The 14835-nt window shown below is 70.3% G+C and carries 14 protein-coding genes; 10 read left to right on the top strand and 4 right to left on the bottom strand.

What is annotated here, in order from left to right; translation table 11 throughout:
• Positions 1–27: 27 nt before the first annotated feature.
• Positions 28–435, top strand: a complete 408-nt coding sequence (locus tag H074_RS19420) for a hypothetical protein (RefSeq protein ID WP_007031753.1) — start codon at positions 28–30, stop codon at positions 433–435.
• Positions 436–748: 313 nt separating this feature from the next.
• Here the strand turns inward: H074_RS19420 and H074_RS19415 are convergent, their stop codons facing one another.
• A complete protein-coding gene (locus H074_RS19415; protein WP_420805389.1) occupies positions 749–1834 on the bottom strand; it encodes a neutral zinc metallopeptidase in 1086 nt (361 codons plus the stop codon).
• 216 nt (positions 1835–2050) lie between these two features.
• Here H074_RS19415 and H074_RS19410 point away from each other — a divergent pair, with 216 nt between their 5' ends.
• The 7 genes from H074_RS19410 (at position 2051) to H074_RS19385 (ending at position 8258) form a co-directional block, all read left to right on the top strand.
• Positions 2051–3154 carry a DUF7847 domain-containing protein gene (locus H074_RS19410; RefSeq protein WP_007031751.1) on the top strand — a complete coding sequence of 368 codons (1104 nt, stop codon included), beginning with the start codon at positions 2051–2053 and terminating at the stop codon, positions 3152–3154.
• On the top strand, positions 3148–3789 hold the full coding sequence (locus H074_RS19405) for a DUF4129 domain-containing protein (protein ID WP_039922906.1): 642 nt from the start codon (positions 3148–3150) through the stop codon (positions 3787–3789). Before H074_RS19410 ends, H074_RS19405 begins: the two co-directional genes overlap by 7 nt.
• Entirely contained in the window at positions 3786–4910 is a 1125-nt protein-coding gene (locus tag H074_RS19400) for a DUF4350 domain-containing protein (RefSeq protein WP_007031749.1), read from the top strand. Before H074_RS19405 ends, H074_RS19400 begins: the two co-directional genes overlap by 4 nt.
• Positions 4911–4945: 35 nt before the next feature.
• Entirely contained in the window at positions 4946–5905 is a 960-nt protein-coding gene (locus H074_RS19395) for an AAA family ATPase (RefSeq protein WP_039922905.1), read from the top strand.
• A complete protein-coding gene (locus tag H074_RS19390) occupies positions 5905–7191 on the top strand; it encodes a DUF58 domain-containing protein (protein ID WP_007031747.1) in 1287 nt (428 codons plus the stop codon). Before H074_RS19395 ends, H074_RS19390 begins: the two co-directional genes overlap by 1 nt.
• Before the next feature lie 83 nt (positions 7192–7274).
• A complete protein-coding gene (locus tag H074_RS42090; protein ID WP_268744769.1) occupies positions 7275–7406 on the top strand; it encodes a hypothetical protein in 132 nt (43 codons plus the stop codon).
• A 69-nt stretch (positions 7407–7475) separates the two neighbouring features.
• Positions 7476–8258, top strand: coding sequence for a hypothetical protein (locus tag H074_RS19385; protein WP_007031746.1), 783 nt, complete (start codon positions 7476–7478; stop codon positions 8256–8258).
• A 74-nt stretch (positions 8259–8332) separates the two neighbouring features.
• Here H074_RS19385 and H074_RS19380 read toward each other — a convergent pair whose 3' ends face one another.
• Positions 8333–9406, bottom strand: a complete 1074-nt coding sequence (locus H074_RS19380; RefSeq protein ID WP_007031745.1) for a hypothetical protein — start codon at positions 9404–9406, stop codon at positions 8333–8335.
• 17 nt (positions 9407–9423) lie between these two features.
• On the bottom strand, positions 9424–10431 hold the full coding sequence (locus tag H074_RS19375; RefSeq protein ID WP_007031744.1) for a stage II sporulation protein M: 1008 nt from the start codon (positions 10429–10431) through the stop codon (positions 9424–9426).
• 61 nt (positions 10432–10492) lie between these two features.
• On the opposite strand from H074_RS19375, the gene H074_RS19370 reads away from it, so the two are divergent.
• A complete protein-coding gene (locus tag H074_RS19370; protein ID WP_007031743.1) occupies positions 10493–11383 on the top strand; it encodes an RDD family protein in 891 nt (296 codons plus the stop codon).
• A gap of 88 nt (positions 11384–11471) precedes the next feature.
• Here the strand turns inward: H074_RS19370 and H074_RS19365 are convergent, their stop codons facing one another.
• On the bottom strand, positions 11472–12752 hold the full coding sequence (locus tag H074_RS19365) for a neutral zinc metallopeptidase (RefSeq protein WP_007031742.1): 1281 nt from the start codon (positions 12750–12752) through the stop codon (positions 11472–11474).
• A gap of 265 nt (positions 12753–13017) precedes the next feature.
• On the opposite strand from H074_RS19365, the gene H074_RS19360 reads away from it, so the two are divergent.
• Positions 13018–14787, top strand: a complete 1770-nt coding sequence (locus tag H074_RS19360; RefSeq protein ID WP_235096830.1) for a DUF2207 domain-containing protein — start codon at positions 13018–13020, stop codon at positions 14785–14787.
• Positions 14788–14835: the final 48 nt, after the last annotated feature.

The raw sequence follows: 14835 nt of genomic DNA, 5'->3' as shown, positions 1-14835 counted from the left end.
CTCACCCCGGGGTGGAACTCTCTGGCCGTGGCGGCCGGGGTCGGCCTGCTGGTGATCTTCCTGGCCTGGTTCGCCGGGCCTGGGCTGTTCGGCATCACGAACGAGAACCAGGGGACGACGGTGAAGGCCGAGGTCGTCGAGCCCGCGCCCTGTACGGGTGGTGGCGCCACCGAGAAGGTCAAGTTCGAGTTCGGCGGCAAGCCGATGGAGGGTTCGCTCAACGGCTGCGGGCACGGCCAGGGCGAGCATCTCGAGGTCGTCGTCCCCGACGGTGCCTCGGGGGACGCCGTCTCGGTGCACGCGACCGACGCGACGGTGGGAGCGAGCGACGCGCGGCGGCCGCTCGGGTTGGCGCTGCTGGTGTTCAGCTGCTTCGCCGGCGGGATGTACGTCTTCCTGGTGTTGCGCGGCCCACGTGTCCCGGTGACGGCCTGACTTGTGGCTCGTGAGTGGTGAGGACGGTTAGAACCGTCCTCACCACTCACGAGGACCTGTACCAAAGCTCGCCTGGGCTGAGGCGCATGGGTGCATGTCGCGAAAGCCACTTTCGCGACACCTGATGTCCTGAAAGTGGCTTTCGCGACACCTTCGACGACCTCACGAGCCTGCTGACCAGCCGGACCGGGCAAGCCGGAATCGCCCACGGCACCGCGTCTATCGGCGAGCGGCAACCCGCCACCCAAGTACGTGAAGGCCCCCTTCACTGCGTCTAGCGCAATGAAGGGGGCCTTCACGTACTTCGGCAACGTCAGGAAACGGCGCTCGCCGGGGCCGAGAAGGTGTTGCAGTCGGCGATGCGGTTGTTGCTCGCACCCGCCCGCCACCAGGACGCGTAATGCGCGTTCGTCCCGTGGTCCTGGCTGCGCGAGGTGTTGTCGCCCCGGGTCTCCTGGTCGTTCCAGGCCTTGTTGTACATGTCCCGGCTGACCGTTCCGCCCTGGTCGACGTGGGCGCCGAGGAACATCCCGGAGAAGCACTGCGCCTGCAGTTCCTTGCGCCGCGACATCTCCAGCCCGGCAGGGCTGTTCTGGCCCGCGTCGTAGATCTTCTGCCAGGCCGCGTCCATCAGCCCGGCGACCTCCTGCACGTGGTGCCCGTACTCGTGCGCGAAAAGGGCGAGGTAGACGCCGGGGTTGTTGCCGTACTGGTCGGTCTGCAGACCGCGGAACGGCACGTAGAGGTTGTTCTCGCAGTAGTACGCCGCCGTCGCGATGCCCACCTGGATCGTGCCGCATTCGGTTTCGAAGCTGGCCCCGGTCGGGAAGTGCAGGGCGGGCGGGGTGAACGGCAGGTCGTAGGCGTCGAGGAACGGGCCCCAAGCGTTGTCGAGGCATTTGCCCGCCGCGGTGAAGAACGCCTCGGCGGCCTGCTGGTTGCTCTGCCACTGCGGCAGCGTGCAGACCCGGTTCTGCAGGCCGGCGTTGGGGTCCTGGAGGATCGGGTGGTCGCCGAGCTTGAGGATCTTCTGCGGACCGCTCGACGAGGACGGCGCCCTGGTCGCCGACGTCGGGAACGGGTTCGTCGAGGACGGCGGCGACGAGGACCCGCTCGGCGGCAGTTCCGCCTGCGAACTCGTGTTCGGCAGGGTGCTGTAGCCCGCGTTCGCTACGTGATCGGAGTCGTCACGATTGAGTGAAACGATCGCGACCAGGCCGAGGACCAGTACGGCGACCGCGCCGAGGCAGATACCGACGATCGCGCCCACGGACCGGCGCGGCGGCGGAGGCGGGAAGTGGTGCGGCGCTCCGTGCCACTGGGCAGGGGGCTGGCCGTGCACCGGCGGTGGCTGGACGGCGCCGCGTGGCGGCCACTGGCCGTGGGGCGGTTGCGTCATCAAGTCGGTCCCGGTGGTTCTAGGGGCGAACCGGGGGTACCCGGCCCGATGTTCAGCATAACGAGCTAACGGCGTCCCTACCCACAGCTCGGCTGCAGAGGGTATCCAGCGTGAGGCGAGCGGTCACCCGTCAGTGTCGTCCCCCCAGCTCTGGCCGGGTGTCGGACCCTCTGGAAGAGTGTGCGTAAGCAACGTGAACGGGTAAGGGGCTGTCGCATGACGGAGACCGGCGGACCGTCCGGGCCGGAGGGTACCGAGACGCCGAAGCCGCGGGCGGACACACCGACACCGCCGCAGGGTGAAGTGCCGCCGTCACCGGCGCCGGAGCAGCAGTGGCAGTCCCCGTCCGGGGCGGCACCGCCGCCTCCACCGCCGTCCTACCAGTCGCCGTCGCAACAGCACTACCCGAACTGGAAGGTCGGCCTCGGCAGGCCCGGGGTCATCCCGCTGCGCCCGCTGAACCTGACCGACATCCTCGACGGTGCGGTCACGGCCATGCGGAAGTACTGGCGGATGGTCTTCGGCGCCGCCGCGGTCACCGCCGTGCTCACCGCGGCCCTCAACCTGGTCGGGCTGCTGCTGGTCGACACCACCGGCGACCTCGAACAGATCCGCGATCTCGGCCCGGCGGCCACCGATCAGGAGCTGATGAACCAGCTGCTCGGCGTCCTCGGCGGGACGCTGGCGACGTCGTTCATCACCCTGGTCGCCACCCTGCTCGGGACGACCGTCCTGACCGGATTCCTGACCGTCCTGATGGGCAAGGCCGTGCTGGGCAAGCCGGTCACCTTCAAGGAGGCCGTGAAGGAGGCGGCGCCGCGGCTGCTGCCGCTGCTCGGGCTGACCGTGCTCTACACGCTGGCGATCCTGGTGGCGGCGATCTTCTGCCTGCTGCCCGCGATCATCCCCTACACCTTCTGGGCGCTGGCCAGCCCGGCGTTCATCCTCGAACGCGGCACCGTGATGGAGGCGTTCCGCCGGTCGGTGAAGCTGGTCTCGGGAATGTTCTGGCGGGTCTTCGGGATCCTGTTGCTGGCGTACGTGATCTCGTCGTTCCTGGCGTCGATCATCACGATCCCGTTCAGCTTCAGCGCCTTCCTGTCCATCTTCGGCGATCTGAACCAGATATACGTTCCGTCGACCGGTGACCTGATCCTGCAGTCGGTGGGCACGGTGATCGCGCAGACGATCGTCGGTCCGTTCAGCGCGCTGGTCACCGTGATCCTCTACATCGATCAGCGGATGCGCCGTGAGGGCATGGACATCGAGCTGGCCCGCGCGGCCGGGATCGCGACGCCGCCCCCGCCGCAGGCATGGTGACGCGCTTCCTCACCGACGTCCCGGTCGACATCGACCGGGACACCGCCCGGCTGCGCGCTGCCGAGGAGCTCTCGGGCCAGGCCTATCAGGCCGCGAAACCGAGCTGGCTGTCCGAGGCGTTCAGCTGGGTGGTCGAAAAACTGCTGGGCTTCCTCGAAACGGTCGACAGCGCCGTGCCCGGCGGGATCGTCGCCGTGCTGCTGCTGATCGTCGTGCTGATCGTGCTGGTCGTGGTGATCCGGCTGAAGTCCGGGCCTTTGGCGACGTCGGCCAAGAGCGGACGCGCCGTGTTCGCCGGGCAGCGCAAGGCGTCCGGCGAACATCGCAAGGCGGCCGAGCAGGCCGCGTCGAGGGGTGACTTCGACGACGCCGTCCGTGAACTGTTCCGTGCCGTGGTGCGGTCCTTGGAGGAGCGGGCGCTGCTGGACGAGAAGTCCGGGCGGACCGCCGACGAGGCCGCCATCGAGGCCGGACGGTTGCTTCCCGGCGTCGCCGTCCCCCTGCGCGCCGGCGCCCGGTTGTTCGACGACGTGCACTACGGCGGGATCCCGGCCACCGAGGCGGGCTACCGGTCACTGTCCGAATTGGACGAACGCTGCCGCCGCGCCAGGCCCGTCGTCTTGGCGGCCGGATGACCTCGGTTTCGCCCGACGCCCGCCGGATCTGGCGCGGGGTGCGGCTCCCGCTCGCGGTCGTCCTCCTGATCGTGCTGACCGGGACGCTACTCGTCCTCTTCCGGGGCGAGCAGACCACCGGCGCGCTCGAACCGGGTTCCTACGAGCCCGGTGGCAGTCGCGCGCTGGCGACCTTGCTGGAACGGGAAGGCGTCAAGATCACCACGGTGCGCTCCGCAGCCGAGGCCAAGGGCTTCGCGGCGGGCACGACCGTGCTGATCACCCAGCCCGCCTACGTGCCCAAGAGCACCTTCGCGGAAATCAGGCGGAACGCCGAGCACGTCGTGCTGGTGCGGCCGAGTTCTGGCACGGTCGAGGAAGTCCTTCCCGGTGTGCGGGTGACCGGCCAGGTCGAGACCGAGAGCCGCGTTCCCGACTGCCAGGCGGAGGATCCCGTGGCGGCGGGGAGCGCGACGATGGGCGGCTTGAAGTATTCGGCCACGCAGCCGAGGGCGCGGGAATGCTACGGCGGTTCCTACCTCGAAGTCCCCGGTCCACAAGGGACGGTGACCGTGCTCGGCGCTCCCGCCCCGCTGACCAACGAATGGCTGGCCGACGAGGGCAACGCGGCGCTGGCGATGCGGTTGCTCGGGAAGCACCAGCGGCTGGTCTGGTATCTGCCGACGGCCGCCGATTCGTCGCTGGAGACCGAGAAGAAGCCGTTGTCCGAACTGATCCCGGCGGGCTGGTCGTACGCGGCGTTGCAGGCCGGGGTCGCGGTGGTGCTGCTGGCGCTGTGGCGCTCTCGCCGGCTGGGGCCGGTGGTGGCCGAGCCGATTCCGGTCGTGGTGCGCGCGGCCGAGGCCACCGAAGGACGGGCGAGGTTGTACCGCAAGGCGAAGGCCGCCGCGCACGCCGGGGAGATCTTGCGTGAGGCGGCCCGCGCGCGGCTTCGGCCGTTGCTGGGGCTCACCCGCGACGTCGAACCGGCCGCACTGGTGGAGTCCGTGGCCGCGCGAACCGGCCGGGCGCCCGCCGAGATCGGCGCGCTGTTGTACGGGGACCCGCCCGCCGACGACGCCGCGCTGGTGCGGCTGGCGGACGGACTCGATGTCGTGGAACGAGAGGTGGAGCGGTCTTGAGTACCGAACAGACCGGGCTGACCGGGCAATCCAGTGTGGACGGTGCGGCCGAAGCGCGGGCGGCGCTGATCGCCCTGCGCGCCGAGGTCGGAAAGGCCGTGGTGGGCAACGACGCGGCCGTCACCGGGCTCATCATCGCGTTGCTGTGCCGGGGGCACGTGCTGCTCGAAGGCGTTCCGGGGGTGGCGAAGACGTTGCTGGTGCGCGCTTTGGCGGCGGCGCTGGACCTGGAGACGACCCGCGTGCAGTTCACGCCGGACCTCATGCCGGGTGACATCACCGGTTCGATCGTCTACGACGCGCACAGCGGCGAGTTCTCCTTCCGCGAGGGCCCGGTGTTCACGAACCTGTTGCTGGCCGACGAGATCAACCGCACCCCGCCGAAAACGCAGTCTTCGCTGCTGGAGGCGATGGAGGAGCGTCAGGTCTCCAGCGACGGCAAGACGCGGCTGCTGCCCGATCCGTTCATCGTCATCGCGACGCAGAACCCGGTCGAGTACGAAGGCACGTACCCCCTGCCCGAGGCGCAGCTGGACCGTTTCCTGTTGAAGCTGACCATGCCGATGCCCTCCCGCGAGGACGAATTCGGCATCCTTTCCCGGCACGCGCAGGGTTTCGACCCGCGCGACCTGGCCGCGGCCGGGGTCACCCCGGTCGCCGGGGCCGCCCAGCTCGACGCCGCCCGGCGCGCGGTCGCCGGGGTCACCGTGCGCCCCGAAGTGCTCGCCTACATCGTCGACGTCTGCCGGGCGACGCGGTCGCTGCCGTCCGTGCGGCTCGGCGTTTCCCCGCGTGGCGCGACCGCGCTGCTGGCCGCGACCCGGGCGTGGGCGTGGCTCGCGGGCCGTGACTACGCCACCCCGGACGACGTCAAAGCCCTGGCACGGCCGTCTTTGCGGCACCGCCTCGATCTGCGGCCCGAGGCCGAACTCGAAGGCGCGACCGCCGACGGTGTGCTGGACCGCGTCCTCGCGTCCGTGCCCGTTCCGCGCTGATGGCCGTCACCGGGCGGCTCGGGCTGCTGGCGCTCCTCGCGGCGCCGGTGGTCGGTTTCCTGCTGCCCTCGTGGGCCGGGATAGGGCTTGCCGCGGCGGTGCTGTTTTTGTTGGTGGCACTGGATCTCCTGCTCGCCGGGAGTGTGCGCCGCCTTCATTTCGCCCGGTCCGGCGCGACGTCCGTGCGGCTGGGGGAGGCGTGCGAGGTCACGCTGACCGTGGCCAATCCCGGCGGCCGTCCGGTGCGCGCGTGGCTCCGGGACGCCTGGCCGCCCAGCGCCGGCGCGGACGACCGGCACCGTCTGACCTTGCCCGCGGGCGAACGCCGCGTCGTGACCACCCGTCTCCTGCCGACCCGTCGCGGTGACCGGACCGCGGCCAGGGTCACCGTCCGGTCGACAGGGCCGCTGGGACTCGCCGCACGGCAGGGTTCGCACGAGGTGCCGTGGACCGTGCGGGTGCTGCCGCCGTTCCACAGCCGCAAACATCTGCCGTCACGGCTGGCGCGGCTGCAGCAGCTCGACGGCCGCAACGCGGTGCTCATCCGGGGCCAGGGCACGGAATTCGACTCCCTGCGCGAGTACGTGATCGGTGACGACGTCCGGTCGATCGACTGGCGGGCTTCGGCGCGCGCGTCCGACGTCATGGTGCGGACCTGGCGTCCGGAACGCGACCGGCATGTGGTGCTGGTGCTCGACACCGGCCGCGTTTCGGCGGGCCGGGTCGGGGACGCGCCGCGGCTCGACGCGGCCATGGACGCGGCCCTGCTGCTGGCCGTGCTCGCCGCGCGGGCGGGCGACCGCGTCGATCTGCTGGCCTATGACCGGCAGGTCCACGCCGCGGTCCAGGGATCGACAGAGCTGTTGCCCGCCTTGGTGAACGCGATGGCCCCGCTCGAATCGTCGCTGGTCGAGACCGACGCACGGGGAATGGTCGCGGAGGTGCTGCGGCGGACCCGGCGGCGTGCGCTGGTCGTCCTGCTGACCGGGCTGGACGCGGCACCGCTGGAAGAAGGCTTGTTCCCGGTGCTGCCCAAGTTGACCTCGCGGCATCAGCTGATGATCGCTTCGGTCGCGGACCCCAGGGTCGCCGAAATGGCGGCGGGCCGTGGTGACGCGGAAGCCGTCTACGACGCGGCCGCGGCCGAGCGAGTGCTGGCCGAACGGCGCCAGGTCACCGCGCGGCTGGCACGGCACGGGGTCGAGGTCGTCGACGCCGTGCCCGAGGATCTGCCGCCGCGGCTGGCGGACCGGTATCTGGCGCTGAAGGCGGCCGGGCGACTCTGATGTTGAGGGCCGCGAACCGGCTCCGACCCCCTGGTGACCGATCATCAGGAGGAACCGATGGACCGCTGCCCGGGGCCTGGCTGGTGGAAGGTGCTTCCCTGCTGGCGTCGGTGCTGCGGGAAGCGGGTCCGGAGGCCGAGGTCTGGGTGCCGTTCCACTACCGGACCGCGTCGTTCTGCGCGCGTGCGCTCCGGCTGAACCCGATGGAGTGGTGACGGTTGGCGGCGGGTGTCGCGGGCGGTTAGCTCGGGAGGAGATCCGGACCGACAGGATTGGGGCCAGGTTTGCGCAAGGTCGTGCTGCTCTTCGCATTGCTCCCCGCGGTGCTGCTCGTGCCGCCCGCTTCCGCGCAACCCGCCGGGACACCGGTCTACCTCGCCGACGGGGGCGGGACCATCTCCTTGGCCGCGGCCGACGGCAAGCTCGCCCTCGCCGACGCGAAGGACGCCGGCGCGCAATGGGTGTACGACAAGGCGGCGCTTTCGTACAAGCATGTCGCGAGTGGACAGTGCCTGGCGGCGATCAGCCCCGTCGACGGGGTCGGCGTCAAACTCGTGGCCTGCGACGGCAAGGACCGTCATCAGCAGTGGCGCCGCAACGCCGGGCTGCCCGGCCTGGTGCTGCTGGCGAACGTGGCGACCGCGCGCTGCCTGACCGCGGAGGCGCCGACCGTCGGGGCGCGGCTGTACCAGGAGGTGTGTTCGCTGCCCGGACTGTCCAACACCTGGGCGGCGGGCGTGCGGACGCTCGCGATCCTGTCGGGGAACGGGCAGCGGCTGTCCACGAAGACGCCCGGTCAGCCGTTCGTGGTGCGCGTGGTCGGGGAAAACGGTCAGCCCGCGGCCGACGTGCCGGTGAACTTCTTCGTACGCGCGGCACGGCCGAAGAACGTGCTGGTCTTCGAAGGCGGCGCCGAGACGGCGACGGCGAAGACGGGCGCCGACGGTTCGGCGACGAGCCCGAAGATCGTGCTGACCGAACCGGGCGAGTTCGAGATCCGGTTCGCGGGCAGCGCGAGCCTCGAGGACGGGAACAGCATCACCTTCGAGGGCAGCTGCACCTGCTGAAGGGGACTTTCCCTCGTCGCACGCGGTGAAGGGCACTTTCCTCGCATCGCATGCGGGGAAAGTGCCCTTCAGCACTACGCCACCAGCGCGAAAGTCGAGTAGTACTCGCCCGAGGGATCCCGCGAGCCGCTCCGGTCGGGGCTGACCTCGGCGCCGACCCAGCCCTGGAACGCGCCCGCGTCGTCGATCACCTGCAGCAGCGGCCGGACGTGACTGTTGCCGAGGTAGCAACCGTTGTAGGACAGGCATTCGCACCAGAACTCGTAGCTGTTGCGACGTCCGCCGAAGGCGTCGCTCAGGTAGTAGAACCGCCTGTCGCCGGTATCGATGATCTTCCGCGCGCACGCCTCGTAGCCGGGGCCGGCCGGGCAGCAGGAGGACGGGTCGCAGCCGGAGTCGTACTGCACGAACCCGAGGCAAGAACCGTCGTCGCACTTGTTCCACCCCGGGCCGACGCCGAGCGCGCCGCTGCTGCCCCGGGTCCAGTTCGTGATCGCGCGGCGATTCACGCCCTGCCCTTCGAGCAGATACGACCGCTGGGTCGCGCGGACCGAGCTCATCGGGGCCTTGCTGGTCTGAGCGAGGGAGGCGTTACTGCCGTAGGCGATGCCGCTCGTGATCGAGTAGTTGTCGCTCACCAATTGAAGCCGGCCGAGACCAGGTCGCGTCTCCGAAACCGCCCAGGTTTCGGCGAGGTTCACGGCGGTGGTGGTGCCGTCGAGGGTGCTGCTGGTCCAGGTGATGGCCACCTGCCCGGCGGTCTCGGCGTAGGTGCCGGTGAAGTGGCCGTTCGGGGCACCGGTGAAGCCTGGCGCGGTCTTGATCGGGCAGTTGTTGCGGGGATTGGTACCCGGCGCCCAGTCGCCGCAGTAGTAGACATCGCCGCTGTCGACCGGGACGGGGAAGTCCGCCTGACTCCAGGTCCAGAAGTTGTGCGCGACGGTGTTGTCGGCCGGATCGAATACGAGATATCCGAGGCGGACGTAATTGCGGTCGGCGTCGGTCCGGAAACCGCCGACGCTCACCACCCAGTTCTGTTTGCCCGACGGCGCGGACACGGTCCGGGCCTGGGACGCGCCGACGAGGAGCGTCGAGGCGAGTACGGACAGGACGAAGATCGCGAAGACGCGTAACCGTTTTCTCCCCATGAAAGGAGCTAACCAGGTCAGCCCGCTTCCGGTCGAGAATCTCCAGCGTATCGCCAGTCGACGTCACCCACTTCGCCCGCTTTCGCGGCCCGGCGCCCGACGACGAACACGTAAAGTAAGAACGCGACCTCGGCGATTACTCCGATTCCGATCCGGGCCCAGGTCGGCAGGCCCGACGGGGTCACGAAACCCTCGATCACGCCGGAGATCAGCAGCACCACGGTCAGCCCCAGCGCCATCACCACGACCGATCGCCCCTGCTCGCCGAGCGCCGCCGTCCGGGAACGGCGTCCCGGGTCGATGACCGTCCAGCCGAGCTTCAGCCCCGTCCCGGCCGCGACGAACACCGCGGTCAGCTCCAGCAGGCCGTGCGGCAGGATCAGGCCGAAGAACACGTCGAGCCGCCCGGCCGAGGACATCAGCGCCGCGCCGATCGCGAGGTTCAGCGAGTTCGCCCAGAGCGCGTAGATCACCGGGACCCCCAGCACCACGCCGAGGAACAGGCAGGTCGCGGCCACCCACGCGTTGTTGGTCCAGACACGCGCGGCGAAGGAACCCGCGGGGTCGGACGAGTAGTACGTCTCGTACTTCCCGCCCGGAGCGGTCAGGTCCTTGAACTCCTCGGGCGAGGCCAGCGACGCGAGCACCTGCGGATCGCCCGCGATCCACACCGCCGCGATCGCCATCACCGCGATCGACGCCGCCGCCGACGCCAGCCACCAGCGCCGGCTCAGGTACAGCGCCGCCGGGAATCGCCGGGTGAAGAAGAGGCCGACCTCGCGCCAGGCGGGGCTGTGCGAACCGGTGACGGCCGAGCGCGCCTTCGCGACCAGACCCGACAGCTGCGCGACGAGCACGGGGTCGGGCGCGACCGAGCGGATGATCGAAAGATGCGTCGCGACGCGCTGGTACAGCGTCACCAGCTCGTCGGCGTCCGGGCCGCTGAGTTTCCCGGCGCGGCCGACGAGGTCACGCAACCGGTTCCATTCGGCCTGGTGCGCGGCGACGAACACGTCCACGTCCAACTCGGAGCCCTCCCGGCGATCGTCCTTGGTCGCCCAGCCTATTCGTCACTACGCTTGCCAGGTGGAACAAGAGTCCGAACTCGTCACCGGCGAGGCCGTCGTCCTGGACGTGCGCGCGGCGAAACTGGCCAGCCGCGGGCTCGCCATGATGATCGACGTCGCACTCCAGCTCATCGCCCTGTTCGCCGCGATGCTGGTGCTGAGCCAGGTCGCCGTGTTCGGTGACGAGGCGCTGGCGCTGACCCTGTTCCTGGTGACCCTGGTGCTGATCATGGTCGGCTACCCGGTGATCTTCGAGACGCTGAGCCGCGGCCGCACCCTCGGGAAGATGGCGCTCGGCCTGCGGGTGGTCCGCACCGACGGCGGCCCGGTGCGGTTCCGGCACGCGCTGGTCCGCGGGCTCGCCGGGTTCTTCATCGACTTCTGGGCGCTGGGAATGCTCGGCGTCGTGGCGGTGGTCACGTCGCTGCTGTCGCCCAACGGCCGCCGCGTCGGCGACTATCTGGCGGGCACCCTGGTGATCCGGGAACGCATGCCCGCCTCACGGACGCCGTACGTCGGGATGCCGCCGCAGCTGGCGTACTGGGCCTCGCAGCTGGACCTGACCCGGCTGCCGAACGATCTCGCGCTGGCCGTCCGCCAGTACCTGAGCCGTACGAGCGAGCTTCGCCCCGAAGCGGTCGAAGCGCTTGGGTACGGGCTCGCGCAGCAGGTCGCGGCGGTGATCGGGGCGCCGATGCCGCCGGGAGTGCCGTCCTGGGCGTATCTGTCGGCCGTGCTGGCCGAGCGACGGCGGCGGGATCAGGCGAAGCTGCAGCCGGAGGTTCAGCACGGGCAGCCGGTACCCGCGGCGCAGCCCTTCGCGCCTGGACAACCTGTTGGGCAGCCTTCTCCGCAGCCGGTCGCCCAGCCGCAGCCTCCCTCGGAGAATCCCTTCACACCGCCGAGCTGACCCAGGCCCGAAGTCCGTGAAGGCCTCCTTGAGGGACCCAGGGTCCCTCAAGGAGGCCTTCACGGACAGCCGGAAACTCCAAGCGCGGTCAGGAAACGTCGGCCGGCTTCGCCGCCCAGGTGTTGCACTGGAACATCCGGTTCTTCTGCGCGCCGTGCTGCCACCACGAGACCGCGTGCGCGTCGGAGCCGTGGTCGCGCGGGCCGCCGTTGTGGTCGCCGCGGTCCTGGGTCTGCCAGGCGTCGCGGTACATCGCCTGGTCGACCGAGCCGCCGCGGCCCACCGTCGAACCCAGGAACGTCCCGGAAAGACACTGCGCCGAAAGCTCGTTGCGCCGCGACATCTCCAGGCCCGCCGCCGAGTCGGTGCCCGCTTCGTACCGTGCGTCCCAATAGGCCTCCGAGATACCGGAAAGCGCCTGGATGTGGTGCGCGTACTCATGGGCGAAGACGGCCAGATAGACCCCGGGCCGGTTGCCGTACTGGGAGACCTGAAGGCCTTCGTAGGGCATGTAAAGCGTCTCGTTCTGCGAGCAGTAGAACGCCGCCACCGAGCCGTTGCTGGCGTCGCCGCACGGGCTCGACCAGTTCTTGCCGGACGGGTACTTCACGGCCGGGACCCGGAACGGCAGTTTCGTGTAGTTCATGACCTGCTGCCAGACGCTGTCCAGGCAGGGCCGCGCGCTGTCGAAGAACGCCGCCGCCGCGTCCGGGTTGTTCGCCCAGCGCGAGAGGTTGCACGGCTGGTTCGGCAGACCGACCTCGGAATCGAGCCACAGCGGGTTGTCCGCCAGTTTGTGGTGTGGTTGCGGGCCGGACGGGGCACGGCTGGCCGACGTCTCACGGGTCGAGCCTGCCGACGTCCCGCGTGTGCCGGTCGAATCACGCGAATCGGTGGCCGTCGTCGACGTGTCGCTGGACGTGGTCGTCGTCGAGTAATCCGTGGACGTGGTCGTCGGGTAGCTCGAATAGCTCGAGTATCCGACGTCCGCCACGTGCTTCGACTTGCCGTTCGCGATGGTGATCACCATGAGCAGCCCGCCCATGACCGCCATCACGGCCACGATCGCGACCGCCGCGATGACCCCGCCGTTCGACTTCTTGGCTTGGTATCCCCCGTAGGGCGTGAACGCGGGCTGAGCGAAACGCGGGCCGTACGGAAGCTGCGGCGGTCCGACGGCGCCGGGCCGGAACGGGACCGGCTCGCCGATCTGCGGCGGCGGAAGCGGAGCCGCGCCCGGCGGGGGCAGCGGCACGCCACCGCTCGGCGGCCCCGGCCGGAACGGCGGCGGGATCGGCGTCGGCTGCGAGATCGGCGGACGGCCCGGCTGCCCGGGCGGGACGGGGCCCGGCCGGTTCGGCGGCGGCATCGGCGGGCCACCGCGCGGCGGAAGCGGACGCGCTCCCGGCGGCGGAAGCGGACGGCCACCTCGCGGTGGGAGCGGACGGCCACCCTGTGGTGGCCGCGGCGGCCGCCCCGGTGGCGGAGTCGGCCGGCGCCGCGGATCAGGCGGGCCGGGCGGCTGCTGGTTCATCGAGTGGATCCCCCATGCTGTTCGGCAACGCCGTTCGCCCAGGTGGCGGTTTCGGCGTTTCGGCGGTCAGCATAGATCGGCTGCCTTAGAGTGTGTGGCTGTGTTGACGAAATGGGGGACGGCGGTAGTGGCCGTCGCGGCGAGCTCGGCCTTGATGGCCCCGCCGTCGGATACGAACGTTCCGGAGGCGCCCGGAGCGGGCCCTTCGCTGACGAACGCGCCGCAGTTGCCGAAGCCGCCGCCGCTCGGCGCACGCGGTCAGCTCGGGCTGCTCCAGCCGCCGAGCGGCCCGGCCGCGAACGTGGTGGTGAAGGTGGAACGCGACGGTTCGGTGTCCATCACCGAGCAGGTGACCGTCCCGGGTGGACAGCGCCTGGTACGCCGGATCCCGTTGAAGGTTCCCGCCGGTGAAGAGCAGGACCGCGTCTACGGGGTCCGTGACGTCTCGGTCGAGGGCGCGGGCAAGACCGAGTCGAACGGCGAGCAGCTGGTCGCCACCTTCGAGGGCGGCGCGTCCACCCTCAAGTACAAAGTGGACGGGGCGGTCGCGGACGTCAACGGCGCGCAGCAGGTTCGCTGGCAGGTCGCGAGCGGCTGGGACGTCGAACTGTCCCGAGTGTCCGCTTCGTTCAGCGCGCCGACACGCGAAACGCCCACAGTGGACTGTTTCGCCGGGCCACTCGGCTCGGACAGGCAGTGTTCGCTCGCGGAGACCGACCACAGCGGCGTCGTCCGCATCGAGCAGGACAAACTTCCGGCGGGCGAACGTGTCGACCTCGCCGTCCAGCTCCCGGCGGGCACCGTGCCCGCGAACGCGCGGTTCGAGCAGATCGCCACGGTCGGCGGCGCGTTCGCCCTCACCACACTCGCCGGCATCGGTTTCGGGGCGCTGGCGCTCCTCCTGGTTCTCGGCGCACTCGCCATCTGGCTGTCGCGCCGTCGCGACAAGGGCGCGCTCACCGCGGGCACCGGTCCGGTCGACGTCCTCATGCGAGACGGCGATCGGGTCTCCTTCGCCTCGCCCGACGGTGTCCTGCCCGGGCAGGTCGGCACGGTCGTCGACGAGACGGTCGACGTCGTGGACGTCAGCGGCACGGTGGTCGACCTCGCGGTCCGCAACTATCTGTGGATCGCCGAGGTCCGCCGCGCGGGCACCGTCGATTGGCAGATCGCGCGCCGCAACGCGCCGGACGAGCACCTCGCCGCCTTCGAGCGCGAGATCTACACCGCGATCCTGCCCGAGGGCACCGATTCCGTGCTGCTGTCGGAACTCCGCGGCCGCGGCACCGTCGATCTCCGCGTCGCCGGCGAGGCGATGTACGCCGACGTGGTGCGCAAGGGTTGGTTCTCGCGACGCCCTGACAAGGGCAAGAGCAAACTCACGTGGGCGGGCATCGCCCTGATCGGGCTAGGGCTCGTGGGCACCGTCGTCCTGACCTTCACGGCCGGGCACGCGCTGCTCGGCGTCGCGGTCGTGCTCGCCGGGATCGCCGCGTTGCTGGGCGCGTCGTGGGTGCCGCCGCGGACCTCTCGCGGCAGGCGTTTGGTGGGCCAGGTCCGCGGCCTGCTCGAATACCTGCACACCGTCAAGGTCGCCGACATTCCGTTGGGGGACCGGGAAATGGTGTTCTCCCGGTCCCTGCCGTACGCCATCGTGCTCGGCGACACCGAGCGCTGGCTCCGGACGTTCGAGGGGCTCGACCCGTCGGCGGACGGTTCGGCCGGGCTGTACTGGTTCGGCGGTCTCGAGGGCGATCGGGACCTGCGCCGGTTCGCCGCGCATCTGCCGTCGTTCCTGTCCGCTTTGGACGGTCTGCTCGCCGAATCCGGGCACCTGCGCTCGCTCCGCCCGGAACCGGTCCCCGCCTGACGTGAAGACTCGCAATTCGGCACCAGCTTGCGATCCTTGCACGCGCAA

The sequence above is a fragment of the Amycolatopsis decaplanina DSM 44594 genome (genome assembly GCF_000342005.1).
GTDB classification, from domain to species: Bacteria; Actinomycetota; Actinomycetes; order Mycobacteriales; family Pseudonocardiaceae; genus Amycolatopsis; species Amycolatopsis decaplanina.
The sequence above is the reverse complement of the archived record's forward strand: the minus strand, read 5'-3'. Positions and strand labels throughout refer to the sequence as shown.